The 25,982-nt window shown below is 60.0% G+C and carries 19 protein-coding genes and 1 pseudogene; 10 read left to right on the top strand and 10 right to left on the bottom strand.

Going from position 1 to position 25,982, the window contains the following annotated elements; translation table 11 throughout:
• The first annotated feature begins 589 nt into the window (after positions 1–589).
• On the top strand, positions 590–3,919 hold the full coding sequence (locus tag ACRQ5Q_RS21595; RefSeq protein WP_439392253.1) for an AAA family ATPase: 3,330 nt from the start codon (positions 590–592) through the stop codon (positions 3,917–3,919).
• A gap of 42 nt (positions 3,920–3,961) precedes the next feature.
• Here ACRQ5Q_RS21595 and ACRQ5Q_RS21590 read toward each other — a convergent pair whose 3' ends face one another.
• The 4 genes from ACRQ5Q_RS21590 to ACRQ5Q_RS21575 all read right to left on the bottom strand — a co-directional run bounded on the left by ACRQ5Q_RS21590 (position 3,962) and on the right by ACRQ5Q_RS21575 (position 9,020).
• On the bottom strand, positions 3,962–4,153 hold the full coding sequence (locus ACRQ5Q_RS21590; RefSeq protein ID WP_439368059.1) for a hypothetical protein: 192 nt from the start codon (positions 4,151–4,153) through the stop codon (positions 3,962–3,964).
• Positions 4,154–4,314: 161 nt separating this feature from the next.
• Positions 4,315–5,928, bottom strand: a complete 1,614-nt coding sequence (locus ACRQ5Q_RS21585) for an NAD(P)-binding domain-containing protein (protein WP_439392252.1) — start codon at positions 5,926–5,928, stop codon at positions 4,315–4,317.
• Between the two features lie 346 nt (positions 5,929–6,274).
• The gene (locus ACRQ5Q_RS21580) at positions 6,275–6,703 is read right to left on the bottom strand and encodes a hypothetical protein (RefSeq protein ID WP_439368061.1); all 429 of its coding nucleotides are present in this window, start codon (positions 6,701–6,703) and stop codon (positions 6,275–6,277) included.
• A 46-nt stretch (positions 6,704–6,749) separates the two neighbouring features.
• A complete protein-coding gene (locus ACRQ5Q_RS21575; RefSeq protein WP_439368063.1) occupies positions 6,750–9,020 on the bottom strand; it encodes a DUF3141 domain-containing protein in 2,271 nt (756 codons plus the stop codon).
• A gap of 378 nt (positions 9,021–9,398) precedes the next feature.
• On the opposite strand from ACRQ5Q_RS21575, the gene ACRQ5Q_RS21570 reads away from it, so the two are divergent.
• From ACRQ5Q_RS21570 to ACRQ5Q_RS21560, 3 genes are read left to right on the top strand one after another with little or no spacing between them, the layout of a single operon-like run.
• Positions 9,399–10,424: an HlyD family secretion protein gene (locus ACRQ5Q_RS21570; protein WP_439375604.1), complete on the top strand. Its 1,026-nt coding sequence runs from the start codon at positions 9,399–9,401 to the stop codon at positions 10,422–10,424.
• Entirely contained in the window at positions 10,421–13,201 is a 2,781-nt protein-coding gene (rbbA, locus tag ACRQ5Q_RS21565; RefSeq protein WP_439392251.1) for a ribosome-associated ATPase/putative transporter RbbA, read from the top strand. Before ACRQ5Q_RS21570 ends, rbbA begins: the two co-directional genes overlap by 4 nt.
• A gap of 1 nt (position 13,202) precedes the next feature.
• On the top strand, positions 13,203–14,420 hold the full coding sequence (locus tag ACRQ5Q_RS21560; RefSeq protein ID WP_439392250.1) for an ABC transporter permease: 1,218 nt from the start codon (positions 13,203–13,205) through the stop codon (positions 14,418–14,420).
• An 87-nt stretch (positions 14,421–14,507) separates the two neighbouring features.
• Here the strand turns inward: ACRQ5Q_RS21560 and ACRQ5Q_RS21555 are convergent.
• Positions 14,508–14,606 (bottom strand): annotated as a pseudogene (locus ACRQ5Q_RS21555) (phosphate acetyltransferase); the annotation flags it as partial.
• Between the two features lie 630 nt (positions 14,607–15,236).
• On the opposite strand from ACRQ5Q_RS21555, the gene ACRQ5Q_RS21550 reads away from it, so the two are divergent.
• Positions 15,237–15,572, top strand: coding sequence for a hypothetical protein (locus ACRQ5Q_RS21550; RefSeq protein WP_439392249.1), 336 nt, complete (start codon positions 15,237–15,239; stop codon positions 15,570–15,572).
• A gap of 608 nt (positions 15,573–16,180) precedes the next feature.
• Here ACRQ5Q_RS21550 and ACRQ5Q_RS21545 read toward each other — a convergent pair.
• Positions 16,181–16,516: a hypothetical protein gene (locus ACRQ5Q_RS21545; protein ID WP_439392248.1), complete on the bottom strand. Its 336-nt coding sequence runs from the start codon at positions 16,514–16,516 to the stop codon at positions 16,181–16,183.
• Positions 16,517–16,610: 94 nt separating this feature from the next.
• Here ACRQ5Q_RS21545 and ACRQ5Q_RS21540 point away from each other — a divergent pair, with 94 nt between their 5' ends.
• Positions 16,611–16,754 carry a hypothetical protein gene (locus tag ACRQ5Q_RS21540; RefSeq protein WP_439368071.1) on the top strand — a complete coding sequence of 48 codons (144 nt, stop codon included), beginning with the start codon at positions 16,611–16,613 and terminating at the stop codon, positions 16,752–16,754.
• A 10-nt stretch (positions 16,755–16,764) separates the two neighbouring features.
• Here the strand turns inward: ACRQ5Q_RS21540 and ACRQ5Q_RS21535 are convergent, their stop codons facing one another.
• Together ACRQ5Q_RS21535 and ACRQ5Q_RS21530 are read right to left on the bottom strand one after the other, a co-directional pair.
• On the bottom strand, positions 16,765–17,025 hold the full coding sequence (locus tag ACRQ5Q_RS21535; protein ID WP_439368073.1) for a hypothetical protein: 261 nt from the start codon (positions 17,023–17,025) through the stop codon (positions 16,765–16,767).
• A 181-nt stretch (positions 17,026–17,206) separates the two neighbouring features.
• Positions 17,207–17,992 (bottom strand): SGNH/GDSL hydrolase family protein, encoded by a 786-nt coding sequence (locus tag ACRQ5Q_RS21530; RefSeq protein ID WP_439368074.1) that lies wholly within the window; start codon positions 17,990–17,992, stop codon positions 17,207–17,209.
• A 116-nt stretch (positions 17,993–18,108) separates the two neighbouring features.
• Between ACRQ5Q_RS21530 and ACRQ5Q_RS21525 the strand changes: the two genes are divergently transcribed.
• The 4 genes from ACRQ5Q_RS21525 (at position 18,109) to ACRQ5Q_RS21510 (ending at position 21,937) form a co-directional block, all read left to right on the top strand.
• Positions 18,109–19,347, top strand: a complete 1,239-nt coding sequence (locus ACRQ5Q_RS21525; RefSeq protein ID WP_439368076.1) for a hypothetical protein — start codon at positions 18,109–18,111, stop codon at positions 19,345–19,347.
• 5 nt (positions 19,348–19,352) lie between these two features.
• Positions 19,353–19,937, top strand: a complete 585-nt coding sequence (locus ACRQ5Q_RS21520) for a protein-S-isoprenylcysteine O-methyltransferase (protein WP_439392247.1) — start codon at positions 19,353–19,355, stop codon at positions 19,935–19,937.
• A gap of 488 nt (positions 19,938–20,425) precedes the next feature.
• Positions 20,426–21,139 carry a hypothetical protein gene (locus ACRQ5Q_RS21515; protein WP_439368079.1) on the top strand — a complete coding sequence of 238 codons (714 nt, stop codon included), beginning with the start codon at positions 20,426–20,428 and terminating at the stop codon, positions 21,137–21,139.
• Between the two features lie 333 nt (positions 21,140–21,472).
• Positions 21,473–21,937: a Rap1a/Tai family immunity protein gene (locus ACRQ5Q_RS21510; protein WP_439368081.1), complete on the top strand. Its 465-nt coding sequence runs from the start codon at positions 21,473–21,475 to the stop codon at positions 21,935–21,937.
• A 1,560-nt stretch (positions 21,938–23,497) separates the two neighbouring features.
• On the opposite strand, the gene ACRQ5Q_RS21505 is transcribed toward ACRQ5Q_RS21510, so the two are convergent.
• Positions 23,498–23,821, bottom strand: a complete 324-nt coding sequence (locus ACRQ5Q_RS21505) for a hypothetical protein (protein ID WP_439375605.1) — start codon at positions 23,819–23,821, stop codon at positions 23,498–23,500.
• A 237-nt stretch (positions 23,822–24,058) separates the two neighbouring features.
• Complete coding sequence (gene ilvD, locus ACRQ5Q_RS21500; RefSeq protein ID WP_439392246.1) at positions 24,059–25,909, bottom strand: dihydroxy-acid dehydratase; 1,851 nt, start codon at positions 25,907–25,909, stop codon at positions 24,059–24,061.
• Positions 25,910–25,982 lie beyond the last annotated feature (73 nt).

Below are 25,982 nucleotides of genomic sequence, written 5' to 3'. Positions count from 1 at the left end.
CTTTGCTCACACCGGTCGACAGCCGCGCGACACCCCCGCGAGGCACACGGGCCTTGGCCGGGATTGGCACAGTTAAAACTCGGATAGCAGCGACCATAGTTGCTCGACAAGCGGCTTCTCGCATTTAGAACGTATGACGGAGAGCCGCGGATCACTCCTTTCCGCTATCTGCTCGTCCCCAAATGGGCTACCTTGTGCACCTGGTTTGGCGGGTAAACCGAGGAGTTGGCGAAGTTGATCCCCTTCAACGGGGCTCCGCTGGTAAGGCTGCTTTGGGGCCAATCTAGCTACCCGTCTTCACAGCGACGATAGAGCTGAAGCCGACGGCGCCAGTTCCTTGCGTAAAAGGCACTTGCCGGGTTTCGCTGGTATTTTGATCGGATTGCGACGCTGTTCACATATCCAGCGCCGAGAGCATGCTACCGTGGGCGCACTACGGTCACTTGAAGCAGTCTATGAATGAAACAGGATTGGGTTGTCCCGAACAAACATCAGGCGCTGAGATGCTGAATCTTCTGCTGCGCACAAGGGTCCTGCCATGGAAATCAGGACTTGGCTGAGAGGGTTGGGACTGGGACGGTATGAGTCCTTGTTCATCGCGAACGCCATAGATTGCGATGTGCTGCCACAATTAACGGAACTCGACTTCGAAAAGATCGGTATCCCGCTCGGCGACCGGAAGCGCCTCATGAGCGGACTAAGTGCACTACCGCCCAGCACTGCCTCCCCGGTCGGGAGCGCTGCAGTTGCGCCGTACGCCGAACGCCGCCATCTCACGGTGATGATCTGCGACTTGGTCGATTCGACCGCCTTGGCGGCGCGGCTTGACCCGGAAGATATGGGCGCTGTCATCGATGCCTATCACGCCGCTTGTGCTCGTATAACGCGCTCCTATGACGGCTTTCTCGCGGACTTTCGTGGGGACGGCATCCTTGCGTATTTCGGCTATCCCATTGCACACGAGGACGATCCCGAACGCACGGTCAGGGCGGCACTAGATATCATTGCTGCTGTCGCCCGGCTTGAAACGCGCGCAGGAGAACCGCTTGCCGTGCGCATCGGCATCGCCACCGGAATGGTGGTCGTCGGCGACCTCGGCGGCGAGGGCAAACTTCGGGAGCATTCCGTGGTTGGAGGAGCTCCTAATGTCGCGGCTCGCGTGCAAGCCTTGGTCGAGCCGAATACGGTGGTCGTCGCGGACTCGACGCGCCGTCTTCTTAAGGACATCTTTGATCTTCGCGATTTGGGCGCCCACCAGCTCAAGGGCATCAGCGCGCCCGTAAGGGCGTGGGTCGTTCAGGGCCTCTTGGCGTCCAAGAGCCGCTTTGAGGCGGTGCGTCCGGCAGAGCTCAGCTATCTCATTGGCCGAGATTCTGAGTTGGAGTTCTTGTTGGAACGTCGGGATTTGGCTTGGGCCGGCGAAGGCCAGATCGTCCTCATCTCCGGCGAGCCGGGTATAGGCAAATCGCGGCTTGCGACGGCTCTAACCGAACGTGCCGGCAAGCATCAAACGCACCTGCAATTTCGTTATCAATGTTCTCCTTATCACGCCAACAGTGCACTTCATCCGGTGGTCGAGCAGTTGGAGAGGAGCGCAGGGCTTAAGGCGGAGGATACAGCCGAGAAGCGGCTTGATAAGCTGGAATCGCTGCTCGCTTTGAGAGGACCAGATGTTGAAACCGTCGCACCACTATTTGCCGCGTTGCTTTCGATCCCATTCGAAGGCCGTTATCCGGCACTGCAGCTAAGTCCCGCACAACAACGTCGACGCACCCTTGCCGCGCTGCTCGATCACTTCGAGATCCGTTCGCGCAAACAGCCGATCCTCTTGCTCATTGAGGATGTCCACTGGGCCGACGACACTACGCTCGAACTGCTCGACCTCATCGTAGAGCGAGCCCGTCTGCTGCCTATGCTTGTGCTGGTAACCTTTCGACCAGAGTTTGAGCCTCCTTGGACGGGTCTTTCAAATGTCAGAAGCTTGACATTAGGAAGGCTCAACCCCGAAGACGTTAAAGATGTGGCCACTCAGGTGGCCAATGGCCGCGCGCTTCCGACCGACGTGATGAAACAGATCATAACAAAGACGGACGGCAATCCGCTTTTTGTAGAGGAGCTCACAAAGGCTGTTCTCGAAGCAGGCATTCTGGTTGAAGATCAAGACCGCTACCAACTCGGGAGTCCGTTACCGCCTTTCGCGATCCCAGAAACCCTTCACGATTCGCTCATGGCTCGGCTCGACCGCCTGCACTCAGTGAAAGAGATCGCCCAAATCGGCGCCACCATCGGTCGTGATTTCTCCTACTGCTTGATACGAGCTGTGGTCGCTCGTGAGGAAACACGTTTGCAGCAGTCCCTCTCTGAACTCGAGCAGGCAGGGCTCATTTTCCGCCAAGGTGACTTGCCGGATGCGGTGTACACGTTCAAGCACGCATTGGTGCGAGACGCAGCTTATCAAAGTTTGCTGAAAAGACGGCGGCGGCAGCTCCATGCTCAGATAGCGCACGTCATCGAGCAAGACTTCCAAATAGCCGCCGTGAACGCCCCTGAAATCCTTGCACACCATTTCACTGAAGCTGGCCTGTTTGAACAGGCCACGGATTATTGGCTCAAGGCCGGAAAGCGTGCGCTCGGCCGGTCCTCCAACGCGGAGGCGGTAAAGCATCTGGCGCAAGGGCTGGAGTTGATCCAACAGCTGCGGAGCTCGCCACAACGCGATCGCAAGGAACTTGATTTCTATCTGGCTCTTGGGCCTGCAGTCGCTGCGACTGAGGGCGACGCCGCGCCTGAGACGTCGCGGGTCTTCTCGCGGGCTCGCGCGTTACTTGGCGAAAGTGCCACTCTAGAAGAGCGAATGACGATCCTGTGGGGCAACTACCTCGCCCACAGCATTCGCGCCGAGTACAGCACGGCCCTCGAGGACGCCCGCCACTGCCTTGCGTTGGCCGCAGAGTATGATCATCCTGGCGTCTCCGTCCTAGCCACACGCTTCATTGGACAGACGCTGCATTGCACAGGCGCGTTCGCCGACTCGCGCAACCACTTGGAGCGAGCCCTCTCGTTGTGTTCAACCAATCCAACAACGTTATCGACCTATCGCCGCTTCGGAGTCGATGACGCGGTGAACAGCCTAGCGTGGCTCTCCTCGACTCTATTGGTGCTTGGCTATCCTGAGCAGTCTGCGGCGATGGTCGAGCAGACTGAAACTCTTGCTCGAACGAGGCAACAAAGCTTCACGACCGCCCTGGCTCTGGGAAATATAGTCATATTGGGAATAATCGGGGGCGACGCACAGCGTGCCTTGGCGCACGCCGACGAGGCGATATCACTTAGCGTTGAGCATGAATTCGCGGCGATCGAACGAAGAGCACGTTTCTTCCGCGGGGCGCTATTAGCCCAAGCAGGAGACCTTCAAGCCGGGATCGACCTGATGCGCAGCGCCTTGGCAGCAACTTACCGCAATTCCGAACGTGGCCGCCGCACTCTCTACTTGGGCCAACTCGCTCTTGCCCATGCCAAGGTCGGAGAGCCGGAAGTCGGACTTCGCCTGCTGGACGAAGGCGTTCAGCTCGCCCAAGCAACAGGTGAGAGGTTCTTTGAGGCTGAGCTGTACCGTCTCCGGGGCACCATCAATCTAGGACTCGGCAGGAGGGACCAGGCAGAGGCCGAGTTGCAGCGATCCGTGGCGATTGCGCGGCAACAGCAAGCCCGCTGGTGGGAATTGCGTGCCTCCATTTGTCTCGCGCGGCACTGGATCAACGAAGGAAGATACTTCGAGGCCAGGTCCCTGATCAGCCCAGTATACACGTGGTTCACCGAAGGTCGGGATACGCCAGATCTGGAAGACGCCAGAACCCTGGTTGAGGAGTTGAGCTCAGTTTCGGGATTGGAGGGGGAGCCAGTCCACGGCAACTGCTAGCCAACGCCGCAACATTCGCGCGTCGCGCAAACCTGGACAGCGTCAACGCCTGCCCTTCGCGGTCTTTCGCTTTCGAGGCTTACTACGTTCGAGCTTACTAAGGGCGGTCTCGACATCCCTTATTGCCTTCTTGAGCTGCTTCTCGCGATTCCCGAGAATGCTCTTGAGCTTTTTTCGCTGTTCATCCGTCAATGTGGTAAAATCGATCACCTTCGTAAATGCGATGAAGGCCATTACCTACCTCCCGATGGCGTGGTCGTCAGGCGGGGCTCACTACGTGCAAGGAAATATGATATTGTCCGCTATCACCCGCCTATAGTCAAACTGCATTTCTTCCTGTCTGCGGAGCGGACTGGACACGGCAGCGCTGCAAATTGGTACTAAGATCGTAAAGCTCACCGCCGCTTTTTCTTCTTGAGCTGCGACGGCCGCAGGGTGCGTTTCGTGCGCGCTAGCCGACTGGACGTCGCCGACGCCGAGTCATGCTGGGACATTGATCGCGGCAATGAGCCACCGAGCGTTGCAATCCGGTGTTGATCGAGCTGATTGGCGAGGCTGTCGGCAATAAGAGCATCACGGCCAAGCTGGCTCAACCAAACAAATGCACTGTCAAGGGTGCGCAGTTCAGGCGTCCGGTATGATAGCAGATCTCTGTAATATGCAGCCGCCCCTTCGCAGAACAATTCCCGCGCGATACAGTTTACGAGCCGCCGCACTCCGTACTTTATACCGGTGATGGCGGCTCCCGAAATACCATGGCTTAGCATGGCTCCGAAGGTAAAGTTGTGCAATCCGCGCAGGAACGGAGCTGCGCCGGGGCGTCGCTCCACGAATTCAAAGGCCTTGCCCAAATAAGGATAGCGCGCGAGCGACTCGCTTTCCTCGCCGGGTGGAGGATTGAAGCGGTCGCGCCAAAGAGCAATCTCTTCATAAAAGAGGGCGAGCTCCGGACGTGCCGAGAGATCCGTCTCGACACCAGTCGCAAAAATAATGAAATCGAAATCAAAGCTGCGATCTCCACTTCGGGCTCTTGCGATACCGCCTGCTTCGTCGACGACGCTCCATCCGCAGTCGGAGTGCCAGGCAAAATTCTCAAACCTGCGACATCGCCAGTAGGAATCCTGTGTGGGCGGGACTGGGAGTTCCTCGAGAATGTGGCGCATAAATCGCCAACGATCCAAGTCCTCCAGTTCGCCGAAGTGGCCCAACATACCAGAAAAGTTCATCCAGGTGAGTGGATTGACGCGAGGCATCTCCGAACGGCGGAAGCATAGATCTACTTGGGCGGCACCGGCCTCAAGCGCGAGGGCTGCGTTGTCGAAGGCCGACGCACCGGCACCGAGAATGCCGATGCGCTTTCCCGCAAGCCTACGAAAATCGATATCATCGGCTGAATGCGCATAAAGATCTGCCGACAAATGAGCAACAAGTGACTTAGGAGCCCGCCAGCTGCCGCTCCCCTCAAAGCCCGTTGCTAGAACGATCTTTCTTGCATGCACCCGCTCGATCCGGTCAGTATGACGGAGATGGACAAGGAAGATATCATCCACGGGCTCAATCAGCATCAACTCTACCTCGTTTTCGACCGGCAGAGCCAAGACGTCGCGGTACCAATCCAGATAGGATCGCCATACTTCCTGATGGAGCGTATCTATCCGCCCCCATGCTTGCCTCCCAAATTTTTCCTCGTACCAAGCCCGCACCGTTAGACTTGGAATGCCGAAATCAATGCCAGTCACCTCTTTCGGCGTGCGCAGCTGTTTCATCCGAGCGAAACGTCGCCAGGGGCCTTCAAAACCACGCCGGCGACGATCAATGATCCTGAAGTTTGTTATACGCTCAAGCCTCAAGCCGAAGGCAATTCCCAAGCCGCTCTGTCCGCCGCCGACAATCAGCACGTCGAGAACTGGCGCGCCGTCCTTGAATCGCGGGACGGTCCACTCCCGAGCGGGGTAGTCCAAATAGGTTAGCTCGCGCCGAACGCGCTTCGTGAGTTGGGAGACGCTCATGGGACGCCCTGCCCTGCGATCTCGCTAGACGAGATCTTGCGCTTCGATTTCGTTCTGTCCCATTATCATAGGTCTAAGTTCGGACAAATCGACGCTCGGCTCCCACCCTGCAGGTTCTTGGCCCCGCGAAACGACGGCGACACAGCAGAGCTGGTCGGACTGCCCGCAGCTATTACGTATTTGCCCGATTCAGTCGCCGTTGGCGCGCTCGACCCTTGATTTGGGGCGCGCAACAAACCCGATCACGGCAGCCTCGTGATCGTCCACATCCCTCGACGCAGTGAGGACCATATGATCACTGCGGTCTACAGGGCGAATGGTTCCTCCGATTCCGGTCCCCCGCCGCTCAAGGCCGCAGCTCGGCTCGACAGCATTCCGCAAATTCGCGGAGCACGTCGGATTTGCGGTCGAATTCGGGCCTCGTCTTGGTATCAAGTCCGGGCGAGTAGTAGGTCGCGATGATCCGGTCCATCACCCGCTCGGCGGCTTCAATCGTCCGAATGGACGCAAACAGCCGCAGCTTTCCCATGGTCGCGTAAAGAGGCATGACGTGCTTGGCATCGCCGATGGAAGTTTGCTGCAATGCGTCCACGAAGGCTTTGGAGGACAGGTCGATGAATTCGACGAAGACGCGCTCGCGGCGGGCGTTCTGCTGGGCCCGTCGCCTGGTCTCATCCTGGTGATGCTGGGTCAGCCAGGTCGTTGCCAACGAAGCAAACGCACCGATCAGTGAGCCGAAAAGCGCTGAAAGCGCCGAGATGTAGGCCGGAGTCATGGCATCCTTTCCACCGCCCCGACTCCGGTGCGATCGATCGAGCCGCTCATTCCGCGGCCACCTCCCGTCCGACCTCGTCTTCCGCACCTAACAGCTCCAGAACTTTACCGAGGCGCCGTCGACCCTCCACGTTGAGTTCTCCCATCACCGGCAGTGCCTTCTGGACCAGGGCCGAGAACTCCCGGCGCGCATCGGCCCCCGGCGGCAGCAGCCGCGGCAACGCCGCGATCGCGGCCGGCTCATCCACGGCCAGGATCGCCCACTGCTCGCGCACGGCGGCCTTGAACTCGGTTTCCGTGACATCCGGATACGCCAGAAGCAGCTTGCGAAGGGCATCGAATGTACTCTTTTCGATGCGACGCTGGGCCTTTCCGACGTAGACCAGCACACGAGCGGCTGCATCCATCGTGGTCCCATCGCCAATCTTTCCCCTGAGCCGCGACCGCTCCCGTTCGGCAGCCATCAGGACGGAAGGCGATAATCCTGGTCGAGGGCGCGGTGGTCCGTCGTTTTGCGAAATGCCGCACGTTGCCTGAACCAGAGGCGAACCATAGATGGCGTGGAAGCTGCGCTCGACATGCTCATCACGCACATCACGCAGCAAGTTCAGAGCCTGTACCATTGCTGACGAAAACTGCCGCTGCACGGTAAACAGCGGATTGTCCGCCGAGGCGGGGCTGCGCTCCACCTTGACTTGCTCGGCTATCGGCGCAACGAGCCGCATCATGAAGTTCTTGTCCGAGAAGAAAGAATAGCCGACCCGCAACGGGTTCAGCTCAATCACGGCGCGCGCCACCTGCGGACCGCTCACCATCTTGACCCACGGTTGCGCGAAGGTCTGATAGAGCGCATTGTTCAGCTCGGAGATGCGCGCGGCCGCAGCGAACTCGCGCTCGTCCTCTACCGTATTGCAGCCCAGCGCGCGGATGTCGTCGAGCCCACGCTCTTCGATAGCCAGATCGTAATCGGCAGCCTCTCCCTCGCCTGCGGACTTCTCCGTGATTACGATCTCGTAGAGCCCCGGCGGCATCGCATCGATAAGCTCCATGTTGTTGACGAATTGAGCATGATCCTTTGCCGCAATCTTGGTGCCTACGAAGATCGCCAAATGGCCGGCGGTGGCATCGATCGTATAGAAGATCCGCTGTCCGCAGTCCCGGATCTCGTCGACACTTCGATAGTTGTCCAGAATCCAGTCGAGCGCCTGCTGCGGCGGCGTAATATTATCACCGTGCGAACAGAAGCAAACGATCGGCGCCTTGATCTCGCGCAGGTCGAGGCGAATTCCCTCGCTGGTCACGATCTGACCCGTCGAGAGCTTGTTGCCGATGAACAAATTGTCGACCATCCATTGCATCTCTTCTCCGCGCAAGACGACGAAATCACCCCACCACTTCTCGAACTCCAGATAGCGGCTTCTCTCCTGCTCGGGGTTGGCCCAGATGTTGTATTGTTTGGTCCAAAACGTATTCGCCGGATTGAGATTGTCGAAATTCGCGACCAGCCATGCGGCGTCGAAGATGCCGTTTCCCATGTCGCTCATCATGCGATCGAGCCAGCTTCCGCCATACCAGCCGCCGAGATAGCGCATGGCATTTTTGCCGTGCACGCCGCCCCAATAGGACAGCGGAGTACCCGCCACGACGATCGGACCGACCAGATCGGGGCGCATGCAGGCGGCCAACATCGCATGCCAGCCCGCTTGACAATTACCGAACACGAACGGCTTGCCAAGTGCGCCGGGATGCAGGTCTGCCACCTTCTTCAGGAAGATGGTATGGGCGCGAGCCACGTCTTCGATCCGCTGGCCCTCGACGGGCGCGGCGGAGAAGCCGGCGAAGTAAACCGGATGTCCGGCCTTGAATGCGTCCCCAATCTCGCTCAGCTGTTTGAATCCCCCGATGCCGGGACCCTGTCCAGCGCGCGGGTCGACGACATAGACCGGGCGTTTGCGGTCATCGATCTCGACGCCCGCCGGCGGAATGATGCGCAGCAAGGAGTAGTTGACCGGATGAGGAAGCTCGTCGCCCCGCATCACCAGTTCGCTGTCGTAAATCAGGACAGAAGTGGCGCCATGGGCCATCATGTCCTCATGCTGGTTGCCCCGCTCGCGCAGGATGTCCAGGAAAAGAATGGATCTCTGCCAAAAGTCGCGCGCATAGTCGGCAACGGCATTGGATGGAATCGACTTTTCCCAAGCACGCGCATGCGCGCCGATTTCATGAAGAGCCGTTGGCGCCGCCTGTCCTATCTGGCTTAAGGCGTTCTCTAAGACGCGGGGCGGCCTCAGTGCTTGAAGTGAGCTCAGATCTGTCATGGCTTAAACTCTCGGTGTGGTCTACTCGCCGACGGGGCTCTTAAATGTTTATCTCCGCTTCGCTGGCGATCCGTTGATCGAGATCAATCCGCATCTTGCGAGATTGAGGTTGCTCGCGAAAATCGACAGCCGACAGGCTTTTCTCGTCGGGGTACGGATAGTGCGGTGTGTGCCGATTCGCGCCACTTTGATTGGGATCAACATGCCGGTGCTGTTTTCTGTCATCATTCTGTTGATCCGGACCTGAACCAGACGTTGCGGGCCCGGAGCATTCTCGATCGCAATTGGTAAAACGGTTCATTGGGTTACAGGAGAAGTATCGTGTCCGCACATACTTTACTTCAGCGCGAACTGAAGTTGCTTCAGACGTTTTTGGTCATGCTCATGGCCGTGCTTGGGATTTCCGCCGCCCTCGCGATCGGCAGCGCCAACGCCCAGGAGAAGCCGACGAACCCCGTTGCCGACGCCAAGAAAGCGGTAGAAACGCTGATCAATCACCTGCGCGGTCGCGACATGCCCGAGGGCATCGTGAAGACGAATGGTCGTATCGAGGCCACCCAGGTGGACGTGGCCGCCAAATATGGCGGTCGCCTCGCGACATTATCCGTCGACGAGGGCGATGAGGTCACCGCCGGCCAGGTTGTCGCCACCATCTCGTCACCGGAAACGGAAGCCCAACTGCGATCGGCGCAGGCCCAGGTGCTGAAAGCAAAGCAAGCCTATGCGGAATCTCTCGCTCTGATCGCGCAGCGCAATAGCGACTTGACGTTCGCGAGGACCGACTATGAGCGCGGAAAGACGCTGCTGCAAAATGGGAATATCGCGCAGCAGGTTGTCGACCAGCGGCGCAACAGGTTCGAAGCGGCCGACGCCGCCTTCGTTGCGGCCAACGCTCAGCGCGACGAGACCGAAGCGTCGATCAAGTCGGCCGAAGCCGAGGTCGAACGGCTTCAATCAATCATTGTCGATCTTGCGCTGGTCTCGCCGAGGAGCGGACGCGTGCAGTATCGACTTGCTCGAGCCGGGGAAGTGGTGTCCTCGGGGCAGCGCATTCTGACGATTCTCGATCTCAGAGACGTCTACATGACGATCTATTTACCTGCCGAACAGGCCGGCCGACTCAAGATCGGCGATGAGGCCAGGACCATTCTCGATCCGGTGCCGCAATACGTCTTGCCCAACACGATCAGCTTCGTGGCGACCGAGGCACAGTTCACGCCGAAGAGCGTGGAAACGACGGAGGAGCGTGAGAAGCTGATGTTTCGCGTCAAACTCCAAGGTGATCCGAAGGTACTGGATCAGTATCACAAGTTCGTAAAAACAGGCGTCCGCGGTCTCGCCTTCGTGCGTACGGACCCGAGAACCGCGTGGCCCAAAGAGCTTGAGGTAAAGCTCCCGCAATGACCGGAACCTTTGTCGCTCGAGTCGAGCACGTCGTGCACCGCTACGGCAAGCTGCAGGCGGTCGATGATCTCACGCTCGATATTCCCGCCAATTGCATGGCCGGGCTGATCGGGCCCGACGGCGTCGGCAAATCCACTTTGCTCGCCCTCATTTCCGGAGTGCGAAAGATACAAACCGGCAAGGTCACGGTGCTCGACGGCGACATGGCGGACGAGCAACATCGCCGGGAGAGTTACGCGCGCATTGCCTACATGCCGCAGGGGCTCGGCCGCAACCTCTACCCGACGCTCAGCGTCTTCGACAACATCGATTTCTTCGGCCGCCTGTTCGGCCAGGGCGCCTCCGAGCGCCGCATGCGCATTGACGAGTTGCTCAAGGCCACCGGCCTCGACCCCTTCGGCGATCGACCCTGCGGCAAGCTCTCAGGCGGCATGAAGCAGAAAGTGAGCCTCTGCTGCTCCCTGATGCACGATCCCGATCTCCTCGTTCTCGACGAACCGACCACCGGCGTCGATCCGCTCTCGAGACGGCAATTCTGGGAGCTGATCGATTCGATCCGCGCCCGCCGTCCGCAGATGAGCGTGATCGTCGCAACCGCCTACATGGACGAAGCCAGTCGATTCGACTGGCTCGCTGCCATGAATGACGGCAAGGTCATCGCCCAGGGTGCTCCGAAGGAGATCCTCGCCAAGGCAGGCAAGAGCAGCCTCGACGAAGCCTTCATTGCCCTGCTCCCTCCGGAAAAGCGTGGCCAACATCAGGAGGTCATCGTACCGCCGCGCACCGAGACCGACGACAACACGGCGGCAATCGAGACCCAAGGGCTTACGCGCCGGTTCGGCGACTTCGTCGCCGTGGATCATGTGAGCGTCAGCATCGGGCGTGGCGAGATCTTCGGATTCCTCGGCTCCAACGGCTGCGGAAAAACCACCACCATGAAAATGATGACGGGACTTCTGCCCGTGACGGAAGGTTCAGCCAAGCTGTTCGGGAAACCGATGGCGGCCGATGACATGGAAGCGCGACAGAACGTCGGCTACATGTCGCAGGCCTTCTCGCTCTACAGCGAGTTGACCGTGAGGCAGAATCTGGAACTGCACGCCCACCTCTACCATCTGCCAGCGAACGAGATCGATGCCAGGATCGGCGAGCTGCTGGACAAATATGATCTGAAGGACGTGGTCGGCGCCAAGCCGGAAAGCCTGCCTCTTGGAGTCAAGCAGCGGCTGCAGCTTGCCGTTGCCGTGCTGCACCGGCCGCTCATGCTGATTCTCGACGAGCCAACGTCGGGGGTCGATCCGGTCGCCAGAGATGCTTTCTGGCGCACCTTGATCGATTTGTCGCGCAACGACGGCGTCACCATTTTCCTCTCGACGCACTTCATGAACGAAGCGGAGCGCTGCGACCGCATTTCCCTGATGCATCAGGGTCGGGTGCTCGCGGTTGGCGCGCCCAAGGAGCTCGTCAAGCAACGAGGCAGCGTCTCTCTCGAGGATGCGTTCATCTCCTATCTGGAGGAAGCTGGCGGAAAGGACAAGAAGTCCGAGCAGCCCGAGCCTGCAGCAGCGCCTGCCGAGAAAGCCGAGCCGCAACTGCCAGCGGCCGCGGCCCGACCCGCGGTGCCGCAATCGTCCAAGCTGTTTGATCCCGGACGGCTTTGGGCCTATGCGAGGCGTGAAGCCATGGAACTCATGCGCGATTCGATCCGGCTGGCGTTCGCGTTCGTCGGACCTGTCGTTCTGATGTTTGCCATGGGTTATGGCATCACATTCGATGTCGAAAACCTGAAATATGCAGCCTTCGACCAGGACCGGACGCCGGAAAGCCGCAGGCTGCTCGAAAGCTTCTCGGGCTCGCACTATTTCTCCGAACAGCCTCCGGTCAGCTCCGTCGAAGAGCTCGAGCGACGCATGCGCAGCGGCGAGCTGGCCGTGACGGTTGAAATTCCAGCCGGCTTCGGACGTGACGTCGCGAGTCGGCATTCGCCGGAGGTCGCCTTCTGGATCGACGGCGCCATGCCGTTCCGGGGCGAGACCGCGAAGGGCTACGTCACTGGCCTGACCATGCGTTACGTGCAGGACACTATCACAGAGCGGTACGGGCCGAATCCGCCATCCAGCGTCTATCTCGGAAACGTCAAGATCGAAAACCGATTCCGCTACAACCAGGCTTTCAAAAGCGTTTATTCGATGGTTCCGAGCGTGGTCGTCATCATCCTGGTCCTGATCCCGGCCATCATGGCGACGATCGGCGTCGTACGCGAGAAGGAAACCGGCTCGATCTCCAATTTCCGGTCCACGCCGATCACCAAATTTGAGTTCCTCCTGGGCAAGCTGTTTCCCTATGTGGTTGTCGGCATGCTGGCGTTTGTCCTCATGTTGCTGATGGCGTTCTTTGTCTTCCACGTGCCTGTCAAGGGATCCTTCGCAGCGCTGGTGCTGGGAGCCTTGCTTTACGTGTTCTCGACCTGCGGCTTCGGGCAGGTCATCTCGACCTTCACCAAGACCCAGGTTGCGGCAGTCTTTGCGACCACGGTTATTGCACTCATTCCGGTGATCAACTTTTCAGGTCTGCTCGTGCCAGTCTCTTCATTGACCGGCTCGGGAAGGATAATCGGTCTGGCATTTCCAGCGGCTTGGTTTCAGCCGATCAGCGTCGGCACCTTCACCAAAGGACTGAACTTTTCCGATCTCGGGCTCAATGCCCTCGTCCTCTTCGTTTTCTTTCTCGTTTACTTCACTGCGGCTCATATCTTCCTTCAGAAGCAGGAGACCTAAGATGTCGGTAGCGCGCCCGGCGGCCGATTCACGGCAACAGGCAACGACGCCTGCCGAGACCAAGAAGCGGGGCGAGGGTTGGTTCGGCAAGCTGCGGCTGCACGCGGCCAACATCTACCGTCTTACGGTCAAGGAGCTGCGCAGTTTCCGCTCCGACCCGATCATGATCCTGCTGGTCGTCTATTCCTTTAGCATCGCGATCTACGCCGCGGCCACCGGCGCCTCGACGGAAGCAACTAACCTCTCGGTAGGGATCGTCGATGAAGACCAGTCCGATTTGTCGCGCCGTATCGCCGACGGTCTCACGCCGCCCACGTTCAAGCGGGTGATACAGCTCACAGCCCCAGAGCTGGATCCCGCGATGAACGCGCAGCGTGTCCTTTACGTCATCGAGATTCCTGCCAAGTTTCAGGAGGATATTCTCGCCGGGCGGGAGGCTACTGTTCAGATCGATGTCGATGCCACGGCCGCCGCCCAGGCGTTCAATGGCATGACTTACATCCAGAACGTCGTTAACAACTACGTGATGCAGTTCGTTACAGGACGCGAGCCAGGGATAGGCATGCCGGTCAAGGTGCTGATCCACGCAAAGTTCAATCCGAATCTGAAGTCGAGCTGGTTCACCGCGGTGATGCAGATCATTAGCAACTTGACCATGATTACGGTCATGCTCACCGGCGCTGCGCTCATTCGCGAGCGCGAGCAGGGTACCGTCGAGCACCTCCTCGTCATGCCTGTTGTCCCGGTTGAGATCATGCTGTCGAAGATCCTTGCCAATGGCGTCATCATCGTGGTCTCGGCCGGCTTATCGCTGGTCCTGGTGGTGCAGTGGTGGCTGCAGGTGCCGACTGCAGGATCGACCCTGCTGTTTCTGGCAGGCTCGTGTTTTTATGTCTTCACGGTCGCAGCGCTGGGCATTGCGCTCGGGACCATCGCTTCCACGATGGCCCAGTTCGGCCTCCTGTCGATTCCGGTGTTGTTGGTCATGATGCTGTTGTCGGGCTCAACGACGCCATTGGAAAGCATGCCGGTGTGGTTGAAAAATATCATGTTGGTGATCAGCCCGACCCCGCATTTCGTGATTTTCGCGCAGGACGTGCTTTACCGCGGTGCGGATGCTTCCATCGTCTGGCCCGAGATCGTTGCCACAACCGCTATCGGCAGCGTCTTTTTTGGCGTTGCCCTGTACCGCTTCCGCCGCGTGATCTTTAGCGGCTGAGGAGCCGGCAGATCGCCGTGCGCGCGGCTTGTCCGAACTACTCGTCAAGACGATCGGAACGCGGGCTCCCAGCACGATGGCCGCGCCAACGGCTCCCGACATGAACGTCAGCTGCTTGACCAACATGTTTCCGGATTCGATGTCGGGCACGAGCAGGATGTTCGCTCTGCCGGCCACCGGCGCCATCTTGCACAGCGCAGCCGCTTCCACGGTCGATGGGATCTTCTTGGTGACGTGTTCGACCGCCGAAAGTATCGCAAGCCTCGGTTCATCGAAACGAAGGACGTTCGCCAGATCTATCGAGGCCGACTCTGCGACCGAACGAACGCTGGATGGCGGCCCTCGTTGATGCCGGGATGGACCCGACCTACGTGGCCGAGCGCGTGCTCGCCGGGATCCAGAGCTATGATCTCTACATCCTCACCCATCCGGAGGTGCGCGACGTCGTTGCCGGCCGCTTCAATCAGATCCTGACCGCCTTCCGACAAGGCCTCGCTCCACGAGCCCTCAGCGCCTCCGGAAGCAATCTCCGCGCGCGCCCAAGCGGCGGTCGCTGTGACGCGCGTCACACGCCCATAGGTGGGGCTCCCACCGATCGAAATTGGGTTTCTGATGCGCGCCGCCAAGTCTTTGGTATCAATACCTTTTTGCGCCAATGCCGCGAGGAGATTTGGAAGTGCGCGGGGCCCGGCTGTCCTCCCGGCAACGCCCCGCATCCAGGCGCAAGACGCAATACCGCGGGGTGGCATCGCCGAGCCGGAACTTTGCTCGTGTCACGCCGTTCCCGTGGGCAGCCGCGAACGCGAGCCAAAAGCTATGAAATGGATGCTGGTAGTGCTGGTTGGCGGCGTTTCGCCCGTCAACACAGACTTGGTGTTCGACAAGTTCACTGACTGTCTCGTCGCTGAGGAGCAGATGCGCCAGCATTACTCTGATGCGTTCGATGCGTGGGACCGGATGGCGGCGGCCCGGATCGACCGACGCAGGGACTACAAGAAGGCTCGCGAGGTTGAAGCCAAACGGCTGCTGAGCAACGTCGGGACCTGTGTCCCGCATGGTGGCGGCGATCGCCAGCCGGTCACAGCACCGCAGCAGCAACCTTCCGCTCCATCGGCTCAGCAGCCCGCTGCGACACCGTCGCCGCGGACTTGAGCCATCCGGGTTGATCTAATCAAAACTCATCCCTCGTCGCAGGAGACCTGAGCGCGAAGCGGACACCAGAACTGGCATTGGCTACCCAGCGTTCAAGGCCTTGTAGCCCGGACGACAATCTGCCGCTGTGGTCTCCTTCAGAGGAACCGCGCTGTCGAGCCGTCGTTGCATTTAGCTGGCTCGCCGCCCGAGCCGGCGGAGCGGCCCCGGCCGATACCCCCTAGCCCCTGCGAGTCGGGGCCGTCTCTCCGCCCCCAAAGCTCCTCCAGCCGGCGCGTATTTCAAAGAGTGCGCGGCCTGCCGAAAGCAGGGTTTGGCACTCTAACCTGGTTGACTGCCAAATTCCGGAGTATGCAACCTACAAACATCAGCGCCCGCAAGGAAGGCAGCAGGTCGCAAGGCCCGCTCACGGGCGGAAAACTACGGTTGAGATATTGCTGGGGACGACCGTTGCAAACACAATGGCTATTCTTCCCGAGGCACACGAAAAACCCAGTTGAATCAACATTGCCAAGATACCCCTTCCGCCCGTAGCCCGCCGCGATGGATCGCGAATTGCGGCCAGTGATATCCAGCTGCAAGACCTCTGGTTTGACCATGGATGTGGTCTACTTCTTGAGAATGCCAACATCGGTGTTGCCCAAGTTCTTCATGGCGCGTTCAGCGGCGGGCGTATCCACGGCGTTGTCATGCGAGGTCGGAGCCTGAGTAACCGAGGAAGCATCCACGTCGCCGCCGGTCGTTGCATGGCTGAGCGCGTTGCCCACGTTGGGACCGGAGGAGCCAGCAGTGCCGCTTACGGTATGCCCGGTCGATAGGGTGCTGCCCGCATAACCTGCGGAGCCGGTGGCCGTAGTTCCACTCGGCGCGGGCCCCGCACTCTGGGCGAAGGCGAACGAGGCGCCGCCAACGAGTAAGATCAAGATAAGGGCGATGTGGGTCACAGAGCGGTCCTCTACAGAACAACCGCTCAATCAGTTGCACGTCTGATGGTTCCATAGAGGCCCACCGCTCGCCACCTACCACGTCGATGGCAGATTGGCTGGCAAAATCCTCGTCGTCCGCAGCGCCACCACTGTCGCAGCCGAGCGCCGCATTGTCATGATTCACTTGGCTCAACGCTCGGGCTTTTCTATTTTGTTTGCCGAGGTGCCGCTCCAATCTTTCTTTCTGCGCCTTTAGAATAGCTAGCCTACTTGCGTAGTTTCATACTGAAGCGGGACCAGATATGACCGGTCAGTGATAGGGCTATAGCGGCCAAAATGACCGGGAGCCAAACCGACGTGGTTATGATGAACAAGGAAATGATGACCGCACGTCCCAAGACCGATTCGCTGACGGGATTCTTAAGACGAGCGAAATAGGCATAGATAATAAAAATGGTCGCTGGCACCATCCACGCGGCGACAAGCACCAGTAATAGGTCAACAAGTTGACTGGCATATTGGTGCATGAGCGCACCTCCTGACAGCGTCGGAACGAATTGCCGTCACCACTGCGAGAGCTGCGATGATCGTCGAGGGGAATTGGTGTTTGTTCGCGTTGGCAGGCATCTGCACGCTCGCGCCGCTGTCAGGGCCGCTGTCCAAACTCACGTGAAGCCGCAGCCTTCGATTTGCCGGAGCTAGGGCCACTCAACGCGCGCTCGCTGAGATGGCGCGGGCAAGGGCTCGTCCAATGCAATCATAGCCATCGGCGGTGTTGTGCAATCCATCCCACGTTACAAGCGCGCTTTGCGCAACTCCGGCATTGATCGAGTTTCGCATCAGCGCAAAACGAGAGAATAACCCGACCCGTTCCTGCTTCGCGACATCGGCGATAATGCCCTCCATCGTTTGGTAGCTGGCGGACGCGAGCACCTGCGGCGCATATTGCAAATCCATCAGCACGACGTCGGCAGCCCCCGCCTTGAGCGCCCTTACCCCTTCAAGAACGCTCCTCTTGAGCTCTTGGTCCGGCCGGCCACCCCAGGCCACGTCATTTGTGCCCAATTGCCAGATAACGAGATCAGGTGCGTGGGCGAAAACGTCACGATGGAAGCGTGTGATGTTGTTCGGAATGGTGTCGCCGACTCGACCGCTGTTGATGACGTTGATCTTGGCGTTCGATCTAAGCCTCGATAGCTCCCGGCGCATCACCTCAGGGTATGTGGCCGCGGACCTAAGCACCCAGAGTCCTACTGTCGAGGATGATCCGATCGCTACAATCTTCAACGGCTCGCCAGATCTCAAACGCGCTGCCGTATGGGGCAATTGTGCACCAAGCGAGACATCCAAGTTTGCCGCAAGGCATCTCTCTCCCGATGATATCTCGTCCTGTGCTCGAGAGGGCGCCGTGCTGGACAATCCGACAATGGTGGCAGCACCGATCGACGCTATTGTTCGAGCGGTTCGGATTGCGCGAAGAATGGCAAAATACATCGACACATGTTCCCCAATAACCGGTCGATTCTCTCTTGACAACCCTTGGCGTCAAACGTTCTGTCGTTTGATGCAGGTCGATTGACGCGGAGCAGCGAAAAGCACGAGTCGCCCATATGACCATGTCCGAAAAGCATATAGCGAAGCGGCTGGTATTCCATGTCGGCGGCTATGATCCAATCACGTCGCATGCCAGCGCACAACGACGATTCGAGCGCGAAATTCGCAGGTTCCAACGTGCCTGGTCAGTGAAGGCGGCAGTTGGCGGTCTGCATGAAACCGCCGACCAGATACAATGGAACGTGACGACCCGCGGCCCCGATTGGCTCGTCGAAACCGATTACCGTCTGGTCCGATGGCACAACGTAATCGAGGCATTCGGCCGTCGAAGCATTGGCTCACGCATTTCTGTCGGCCTTCTTACGTTTCTGGATTTCGTGTTGACCGGCACTCTTTGGCGTTACTTGCTGACCAATTGGCGCTACGCACTTTTCTTTCTCTACCCATTGACCATGTTCGTACTGCTCATCGCGGCCGCCTTCTTGATCGGCGTGGTCACATTCAAGATCACCGGATCAATTCCCATTGCTACCGGCGGCGGTCTCCTCGGGTTCGCAGCCGTTTTTGCGGGCCCGTGGCGGTGGCTGCACCTGGGCGACTTGTTCGACGATTGGATTTTTTCTCGCGAATATATCCGATACGGCAATTCGGAAATCGAGCAGAGGCTAGACAGGTTGGCCGCCGAACTTGTGGCTGCGTCGGGCAACTCTGCCGCGGACGAAATTTTGGTTATTGGGCACAGTCTCGGCGCCGTACTTGCGGTTGATCTACTTGGACGCGCCCTGAAGCTGGACCCCGCGCTTGGTCGGAACAAAATTCCCGTCACATTCTTGAGCGTTGGATCATCCATACTCAAGATTGGCCTGCACCCGAAGGCAACACGCTTTCGCGCGACGGTGGAACGCGTCGCCAAGTCGCCCGCGATATTCTGGGGCGACTATCAGGCTCTCGTCGACCCCCTGAACTTTTACAAAAGCCGGCCGATGGCCGAAATGGGCTTGTCGACGGAAAACGAAGCGACCATCAGAGTGGTGAGATTCAGCCGCATGCTCGACGACGACATCTATCGACGCATCAGGCTCAATTTCTTCCGCTTGCACGGCCAGTTCGTCAGTGGAAATGATAAGCGAGCATCGTACGATTACTTCATGCTGACATGCGGACCTATTTCGGCCAAATTCCAGACGCTTGCCCCCGATGGCGCCGTGTCGATGATTGCTGACGACGGAGGACTCATCGCGAGCGCGACGCTGTCGGAGGGCGAACTGCCAAGTCGTCCAGGCGCGGCAGCCTAGTTCAAATGACGCCCACCATTTCGAAAATCATTTTCGTTGCACTGGCGATCGGCTGGTACCTCATACGCTATAAGTACGCGCGGCGCTCCCGCCGCGCGAGGATTGTGCGGAGCGCTCGCGGCCCACTGGAAACCGCGCTCCTGCTCATATCCCTTTCGGGCCTTGGACTCGTTCCGCTCGTCTACGTAGCAACGGGAATACCTCATTTCGCAGATCACAGCTTCTATCCCGCGCTGGCTTGGCTGGGGTCTCTCTTTGCGATTGCGGCTTTGGGCGTGTTTCACCTGACTCACCGTGCACTCGGCCGGAACTGGTCGATAAGTCTCGACGTGCGTGAAAACCATGAACTCGTGACGGAAGGGATTTACCGGAAGGTTCGACACCCGATGTATTCCGCATTTTGGCTGTGGGCTATCGCCCAGGCATTGCTGCTGCCTAATTGGATTGCCGGTTTTGCGGGCCTCGCCGGCTTCGGGATTTTGTTCTTCGGCCGCGTCGCGAGAGAAGAGCGAATGATGCTGCAGACGTTTGGCGACAGCTATCGCGAGTATATGGCACGGACCCACCGGGTCTTCCCGTGGATACTCTGAAGTGGGTCCTGACACGTCTTCTGGACCACGGAACCGACATGGAACCAGACACCTCAATTTGTGCGTGCCATTTCCGCAACATACGGGAAAAAAGGGCTCTCGGGGGTGCTGAAGCCTCGGTCTAGTGATTGCCGATGTGGCTCGCCTCTGGTTATTTCTATGCGTGTAAGGTGAATCCCAAGCTACTCCAATAATGGTGGGGACAAGATGTTGAAATTCGCAATCCTCGGTATCGCTTCTTTGGCCTTCGTTGGGACCGCAGTTGCTGCGGACCTGCCGCGGCCTCAGCCTGTTGCCGCTGCCCCTGCGCCGGTTGGCAAATACCCGGTCGGCAAATACCCTGTCGGTAAGAGCCCGGTGGGCAAATATCCGGTGGCGTCCCCGGTGGTGACCAAAGGTTGATCTGACTGTCCGATCGTACGCCGACGGCGTTCGTTTGGGTAGTTAGCTACCTTTGCAACGGATCTTTGATCCAAGAGGATTCGAAGATGGTGGGACTGATTCGGAAATATCCGGGTCTGGAGCTTTTTGCGAAGGCCGCCATACTGGCGGCCTTCGTGGGCTTGGGGGCCGGGATCAGCAGCGCACAACCACTCGCCGCGCGTCCCGATCAGCAGCAGCGGGACGCTCTGCTCAATTCGGCGACGAAGCATGCGGGGAGCATGGCTGCCGTTACGGGTGCCACGCCCGCCACGTCAGACGTGAAGCCAGCAGTTGCGAAGCCAGTCCGAAGTACTGCTGCCAAAGGTCCCTACTACGTTGATTTTCGTGCCCGCACGGCAGCAACGTACGGTCATGCATTCATCTGGTACGGGAAGACCAGCGAAAAGCAGGTCGAGGTCGCTGGTCTGGCTCCGGCCGGCGACGAAGTGCCGTACATCTTGGGACACCTCATATTTGTCCCCTCTGAGACAGGCGCGAGCTATGGCGATCTTGACGAGCAATATCTGACCGCCAGCTATCGCGTCTATTTGAATGAGGCCGATGCCAAGAGGGTCTTTGCCTATATCAAACACCTGCAGCAGACTTCTCCGCTGTGGAATGCAGCAACGACCAACTGCACTGCTTTTATCGGACGCATAGCGACTTTCATGGGCCTCAACGCTCCGTTTCATCTGCTGAAGCCTGAGGAATACGTAAACCGACTCAGAGAGCTGAACGGTGGGCGGAAAACGGTGCAGCTTGAACCCGAACGAAGCTAGGTCGCTCAGCATTGAGCTCATGCGGCCTTCCTGATCAGCCATCTCGATAGGCGCCAGATCTTCACGAATTCAGTCAATGGCGTCATCCGAGAAAGTGCGGCGCAAGATTGACCGTCGAAAACTGGCAACCAACCGTCGATCGGTTGGACGGCCCGCCCCGAAAAGCCCAAGATGCGCATAGCCCGGGATCAAGACGACCGCGATGCGAATCATGGCGCCGTCGAGGAAGGTTAGCGTTTCGCTAGAACTTTCGCGCAAGGGACGCGCCAGATCGAAATTTAAGCCATCAGTGCGCTGATCGCTGCTGTCATTACGCTGGTATTCGGGGACGCGATGCGGGTCTATATCATTCTTGCCGGCCTAGCCCTCTTGCTCATTGGAAGGGTCAGCGGCACGGTCGTCGATAAGGGAACCGACGCGCAGAAATCTTGCGGGCTACTTATTCAGAAGTCGTTGCGTGATCAGGACGAAGCCCGCCTCGCCGGCTCGTGTGAGGGAATGATCGAGACTGCGATGCTCTTTTCACCAAATCTGCCGGCTGACGTGCGTGCATGTCCCCCAGCGCAAGGCAGTGCCTTGGAAAGTGCCAAGGTCCTTCTTCAATACATCGACAATAATCCGGATCGACTGAATGAACCGGGCATTACCCTAGCCCTCGAGGCGTTCAGAGATGCCTGGCCTTGCCATGGGGACGAAGCCGGGGGGCCAGGTGGTCCAAGACAAAAAAAGCGCGTGCCGAAAAAGCCAAAGCAACAGCCTACATCGCCTGCGAACGATGGGAACAGTGGAACGAGATGACCAATCGCCTGGCGACAGAGAGTATGAAGGGTCAGGGAAGCAGAAGACCATCAGGCGGGCGCTGATCTCCCCATCCCGCACGAGGTCATCGCTTGCGCCGAGCAACCAAAGCTCGTCCGCCTCGACTCGCATCAAGCTCCGTGACCACCAGCGCTCGATCATTGCCGCGAGAATCGCGGCCTCGTGGGCATCCAGATCGTCCATCAGATTCCAGAACCCGACGACGTAGAGATCCGTCGTCGGCGACCGAGCGCGCGCTCGACCGCATGGAAGAGGTTCGCGCCATCGCGCTGCTCGGGGTGGCCCCGAAGAGAGAGCCGTCCCCGATTCACATTCCCGGAGAACGGCCGCCGGACCTCGGCCCTGATCGGTCCGAGCCCGGTCAGGGCCGAGCGACGGCCGGGTTCGATGGCCGGCGGCTCGAAGCCGAGGGCACCGCAGATGGTGGCGTGCACACGCTCCCGCCGCCTGTCTAGCACGTGCCAGCCCACCTTGTTCGCAAAGGGAGCCGTCCGCAGTTCGGCATTAAGGGCCGCGGCTTCGTTCCGCCAATGGGTTAGAACAGCTCCGCCGCAAGCCGACACCACCGGGCCCCTTCGGTTGCACCCACACAGAGGGAGATCCAGGGCACTGCAAATCCGGGGTACGCCGGTTGCCCCATCGCGAGCGACCTGGCTTCGATGCCAAATGTCGCTCCGGGCTAAGCGTAAGCCTTGCTCGCCCGGCAACTTCGGCCCCAACTCCTCCTGTCACGGAGTTGGGGCCGTTTCCCCAAAACGCGACAGCGCCGCAACGATTGCCGCGCCACAATTCTCGACGATCTCGCTCGACCCCGAGCAGCAACAACTGGCGGGCGGCCAAGCGGTGAAGCCGTGGCAGGAAGCAGGGAAAATCGCGAGATACCTGGCGCCCGCCGCTTAACGGCTCCCCGCGCGCGGTGACATGAGGACACGTAGCAACCGTTCGGCGTGCTCCTTCGTCAAGTTTGCCGCCATGTCGGTCCCGATCAGTGCTGGGCCCATTCGCTCGCGGTCATAGACCATCCAACCCTTGCCTCCCATTCGAATGAAAAACCTGCTCTGCGTCGGCTCTTTGTCAGTCATTGGTGACGCCCCGGTTGCTCGACGGAGCAAGGAAAGGCGGCCATCCTTCTGCTTGCATTAAGCTGTGTGAATCGGCGCGGGAAAAACTGGAAAAGTTCCGGTCTGGAACGAACCCGCAATGTGCTGAAGCGAACAGAAGCGCGCCGGGCGTGCAGAGTAAGCTACGATCGCTTGGCCTTCCCCAAGAGTCCAAGCACCTCCAGCGGCCCCGGCCTTACCACAAGCCCCCCACCATAGCCGGGGCCGCCCCTCGCTCCCACGGAAATCGATCTGTCAGGCGAGTGTCAGGCCGGTGCACTAGCCTTGGTGGGACCGTCGACACCGCCCAGGGCGTTGCCGGTTGCGGGGCCCGGCCTGAGTTTCTGCTCCAGTTCCGGGCCCCGTTAGCTTGCGGCCAAAAGAAAACGCGGCGCCCCGACGGAGCGCCGCGCGAAACTCGTTCGTTGTCGTATGGGTGTCAGTAGCCGCAGGAGGCGCAGCCCATCTGCACCGGGGCGTAATAGGAATAGCCTGGCGACACCATCTCGACGCGCTGGCGCGTGGCGTATTGCGGCGGGATGCGCTCGTACTGGACGCCGGGCGGAGCCACCATCACGGTCTGCGGCACCATCACGGTGCGGTACTGCGCCGGCGTGCGATGCGCGACCACCGAGCCCGGCGAGACCATGACGGTCTCATCGACGGTGCGGTATTGCGGCGGAATGTATTGCTGCTGATAGCAGGTCGTGCAGGGCGGCGGCGTGTAGCAATTGTAGCAGCCGGCAGAGGCCGCGCCCGTCATGGACATCGCGGCGACAGCCGTTGAGAAAACGACAGCAAGAGTACGAGACATTGTGGTGGTGCCCCAGTTGCCCGAAATGGATGTGCGAAGGTCGTTGGCAGTATACGCTGTCAAATCCAGAACTGCTGAAGTTCGTCGGAGCATCCTTAATGCCAACGGCCGGCTCTCGCCGGCCGTTCAGAACTCGTTGACCATGTGCGATCGCGGCGTTCGCGATCATGCATGTGCGAAACGCGCTCAGTTCGAGCGCCGCTTCACCTCGCGCACCGCGCCGCGCGCGGCGCTGGTGGTGAGGGCAGCGTAAGCCTGCAGCGCGGTCGAGACGTTGCGCTTGCGGCCAGTCGCCTGCCAGGCAGCATCGCCCTTCGCCTCTTCCGCCGCGCGACGCTTGGCGAGCTCCTCGTCGGAGACCTCGAGCGTGATGCTGCGGTTCGGGATGTCAATGGAGATGACGTCGCCGGTCCGCACGAGGCCGATGTTGCCGCCCTCGGCCGCCTCCGGCGACAGATGGCCGATCGACAGCCCGGACGAGCCACCGGAGAAGCGTCCGTCGGTGACCAGCGCGCAGGCTTTGCCGAGGCCCATCGATTTCAAATAGCTGGTCGGATACAGCATCTCCTGCATGCCGGGGCCGCCGCGCGGGCCTTCGTAGATGATGACGACGACCTCGCCGGCGACAACCTTGCCGCCCAGAATGCCTTCCACGGCTGCGTCCTGGCTTTCGAACACGCGCGCGGGGCCTGCGAATTTCAGGATCGAGGAATCGACGCCGGCGGTCTTCACGATGCAGCCGTCCTGCGCGAGGTTGCCGTAGAGCACGGCGAGGCCGCCGTCCTTGCTGAAGGCGTGCGCGAGGTCGCGCACCACGCCATTCTCGCGGTCGGCATCGAGCTCGTCGTAACGGCGCTCCTGGCTGAACGCGACTTGCGTGGGGATGCCGCCGGGCGAGGCGCGGTAGAAGGTGCGCACCGCCTCGCTCTTGGTGCGCTTGATGTCCCAGCGCTCCAGCGCCTCGTTCATGGTCGGCGCGTGCACGGTGGACACCGAGGTGTCGATCAGGCCGGCGCGGTCGAGCTCGCCGAGAATGCCCATGATGCCGCCGGCCCGGTGCACGTCCTCGACATGCACGTCGGCAACCGACGGCGCGACCTTGCAGAGCACGGGCACACGACGAGAAAGCCGGTCGATGTCGCGCATGGTGAACTCCACCTGCCCTTCATGAGCGGCGGCGAGCAGATGCAGCACCGTGTTGGTCGAGCCGCCCATGGCGATGTCGAGCGTCATCGCGTTCTCGAACGCCTTGAAGTTGGCGATGTTGCGCGGAAGCACCGAGGCATCGTCCTGCTCGTAATAGCGGCGCACGAGGTCGACGATGGTGTGGCCGGCCTCGACGAACAGGCGCTTGCGGTCGACGTGGGTCGCGACCACCGAGCCATTGCCGGGGAGCGCGAGGCCAAGCGCCTCGGTGAGGCAGTTCATCGAGTTGGCGGTGAACATGCCCGAGCAGGAGCCGCAGGTCGGGCACGCCGAGCGCTCGATCACCTTGACGTCCTCGTCGCTGACCTTGGAGTCGGCTGCGGCGACCATGGCATCGATGAGGTCGACGGCCTTGGTCTTGCCCTGCAGCTTGACCTTGCCCGCCTCCATCGGCCCGCCCGAGACGAATACGGCGGGGATGTTGAGCCGCAGCGCCGCCATCAGCATGCCGGGCGTGATCTTGTCGCAGTTGGAGATGCAGACGAGGCCGTCGGCACAGTGGGCGTTGGCCATGTATTCGACGCTGTCGGCGATCAGCTCCCGCGACGGCAGGCTGTAGAGCATGCCGTCATGGCCCATGGCGATGCCGTCATCGACGGCGATGGTGTTGAACTCCTTTGCCACGCCGCCGGCCTGCTCGATCTCGCGAGCGACGAGCTGGCCGAGGTCCTTGAGATGGACGTGACCGGGCACGAACTGGGTGAAGGAGTTGACGACCGCGATGATCGGCTTGCCAAAATCTGCGTCCTTCATGCCCGTCGCGCGCCAGAGGCCGCGGGCGCCCGCCATGTTGCGGCCGTGGGTGGTGGTGCGGGAGCGATAGGCTGGCATGGCGGTTTCCGTCCTCGGGGCTTGATCGGCCGGGCGGAAGAATGTGGAGCCGCCTCAGGCCTTTCCGGCCGGA

The sequence above is a fragment of the Bradyrhizobium sp. PMVTL-01 genome (genome assembly GCF_051861855.1).
In the GTDB taxonomy this organism is placed as follows: domain Bacteria; phylum Pseudomonadota; class Alphaproteobacteria; order Rhizobiales; family Xanthobacteraceae; genus Bradyrhizobium.
This window is presented reverse-complemented; position numbering and strand designations above follow the sequence as displayed.

Coding starts and splice junctions, on each gene's coding strand:
- ACRQ5Q_RS21570 (WP_439375604.1), top strand. CDS start 9,399: ATGCTCATGGCCGTGCTTGGGATTTCCGCCGCCCTCGCGATCGGCAGC.
- ACRQ5Q_RS21535 (WP_439368073.1), bottom strand. CDS start 17,025: ATGCACCAATATGCCAGTCAACTTGTTGACCTATTACTGGTGCTTGTC.
- ACRQ5Q_RS21550 (WP_439392249.1), top strand. CDS start 15,237: ATGAAATGGATGCTGGTAGTGCTGGTTGGCGGCGTTTCGCCCGTCAAC.
- ACRQ5Q_RS21515 (WP_439368079.1), top strand. CDS start 20,426: ATGGTGGGACTGATTCGGAAATATCCGGGTCTGGAGCTTTTTGCGAAG.
- ACRQ5Q_RS21590 (WP_439368059.1), bottom strand. CDS start 4,153: ATGGCCTTCATCGCATTTACGAAGGTGATCGATTTTACCACATTGACG.
- ACRQ5Q_RS21525 (WP_439368076.1), top strand. CDS start 18,109: ATGACCATGTCCGAAAAGCATATAGCGAAGCGGCTGGTATTCCATGTC.
- ACRQ5Q_RS21505 (WP_439375605.1), bottom strand. CDS start 23,821: ATGACGGGCGCGGCCTCTGCCGGCTGCTACAATTGCTACACGCCGCCG.
- rbbA (WP_439392251.1), top strand. CDS start 10,421: ATGACCGGAACCTTTGTCGCTCGAGTCGAGCACGTCGTGCACCGCTAC.
- ACRQ5Q_RS21510 (WP_439368081.1), top strand. CDS start 21,473: ATGCGGGTCTATATCATTCTTGCCGGCCTAGCCCTCTTGCTCATTGGA.
- ACRQ5Q_RS21585 (WP_439392252.1), bottom strand. CDS start 5,928: ATGAGCGTCTCCCAACTCACGAAGCGCGTTCGGCGCGAGCTAACCTAT.
- ACRQ5Q_RS21560 (WP_439392250.1), top strand. CDS start 13,203: ATGTCGGTAGCGCGCCCGGCGGCCGATTCACGGCAACAGGCAACGACG.
- ACRQ5Q_RS21580 (WP_439368061.1), bottom strand. CDS start 6,703: ATGACTCCGGCCTACATCTCGGCGCTTTCAGCGCTTTTCGGCTCACTG.
- ilvD (WP_439392246.1), bottom strand. CDS start 25,909: ATGCCAGCCTATCGCTCCCGCACCACCACCCACGGCCGCAACATGGCG.
- ACRQ5Q_RS21575 (WP_439368063.1), bottom strand. CDS start 9,020: ATGACAGATCTGAGCTCACTTCAAGCACTGAGGCCGCCCCGCGTCTTA.
- ACRQ5Q_RS21520 (WP_439392247.1), top strand. CDS start 19,353: ATGACGCCCACCATTTCGAAAATCATTTTCGTTGCACTGGCGATCGGC.
- ACRQ5Q_RS21530 (WP_439368074.1), bottom strand. CDS start 17,992: ATGTATTTTGCCATTCTTCGCGCAATCCGAACCGCTCGAACAATAGCG.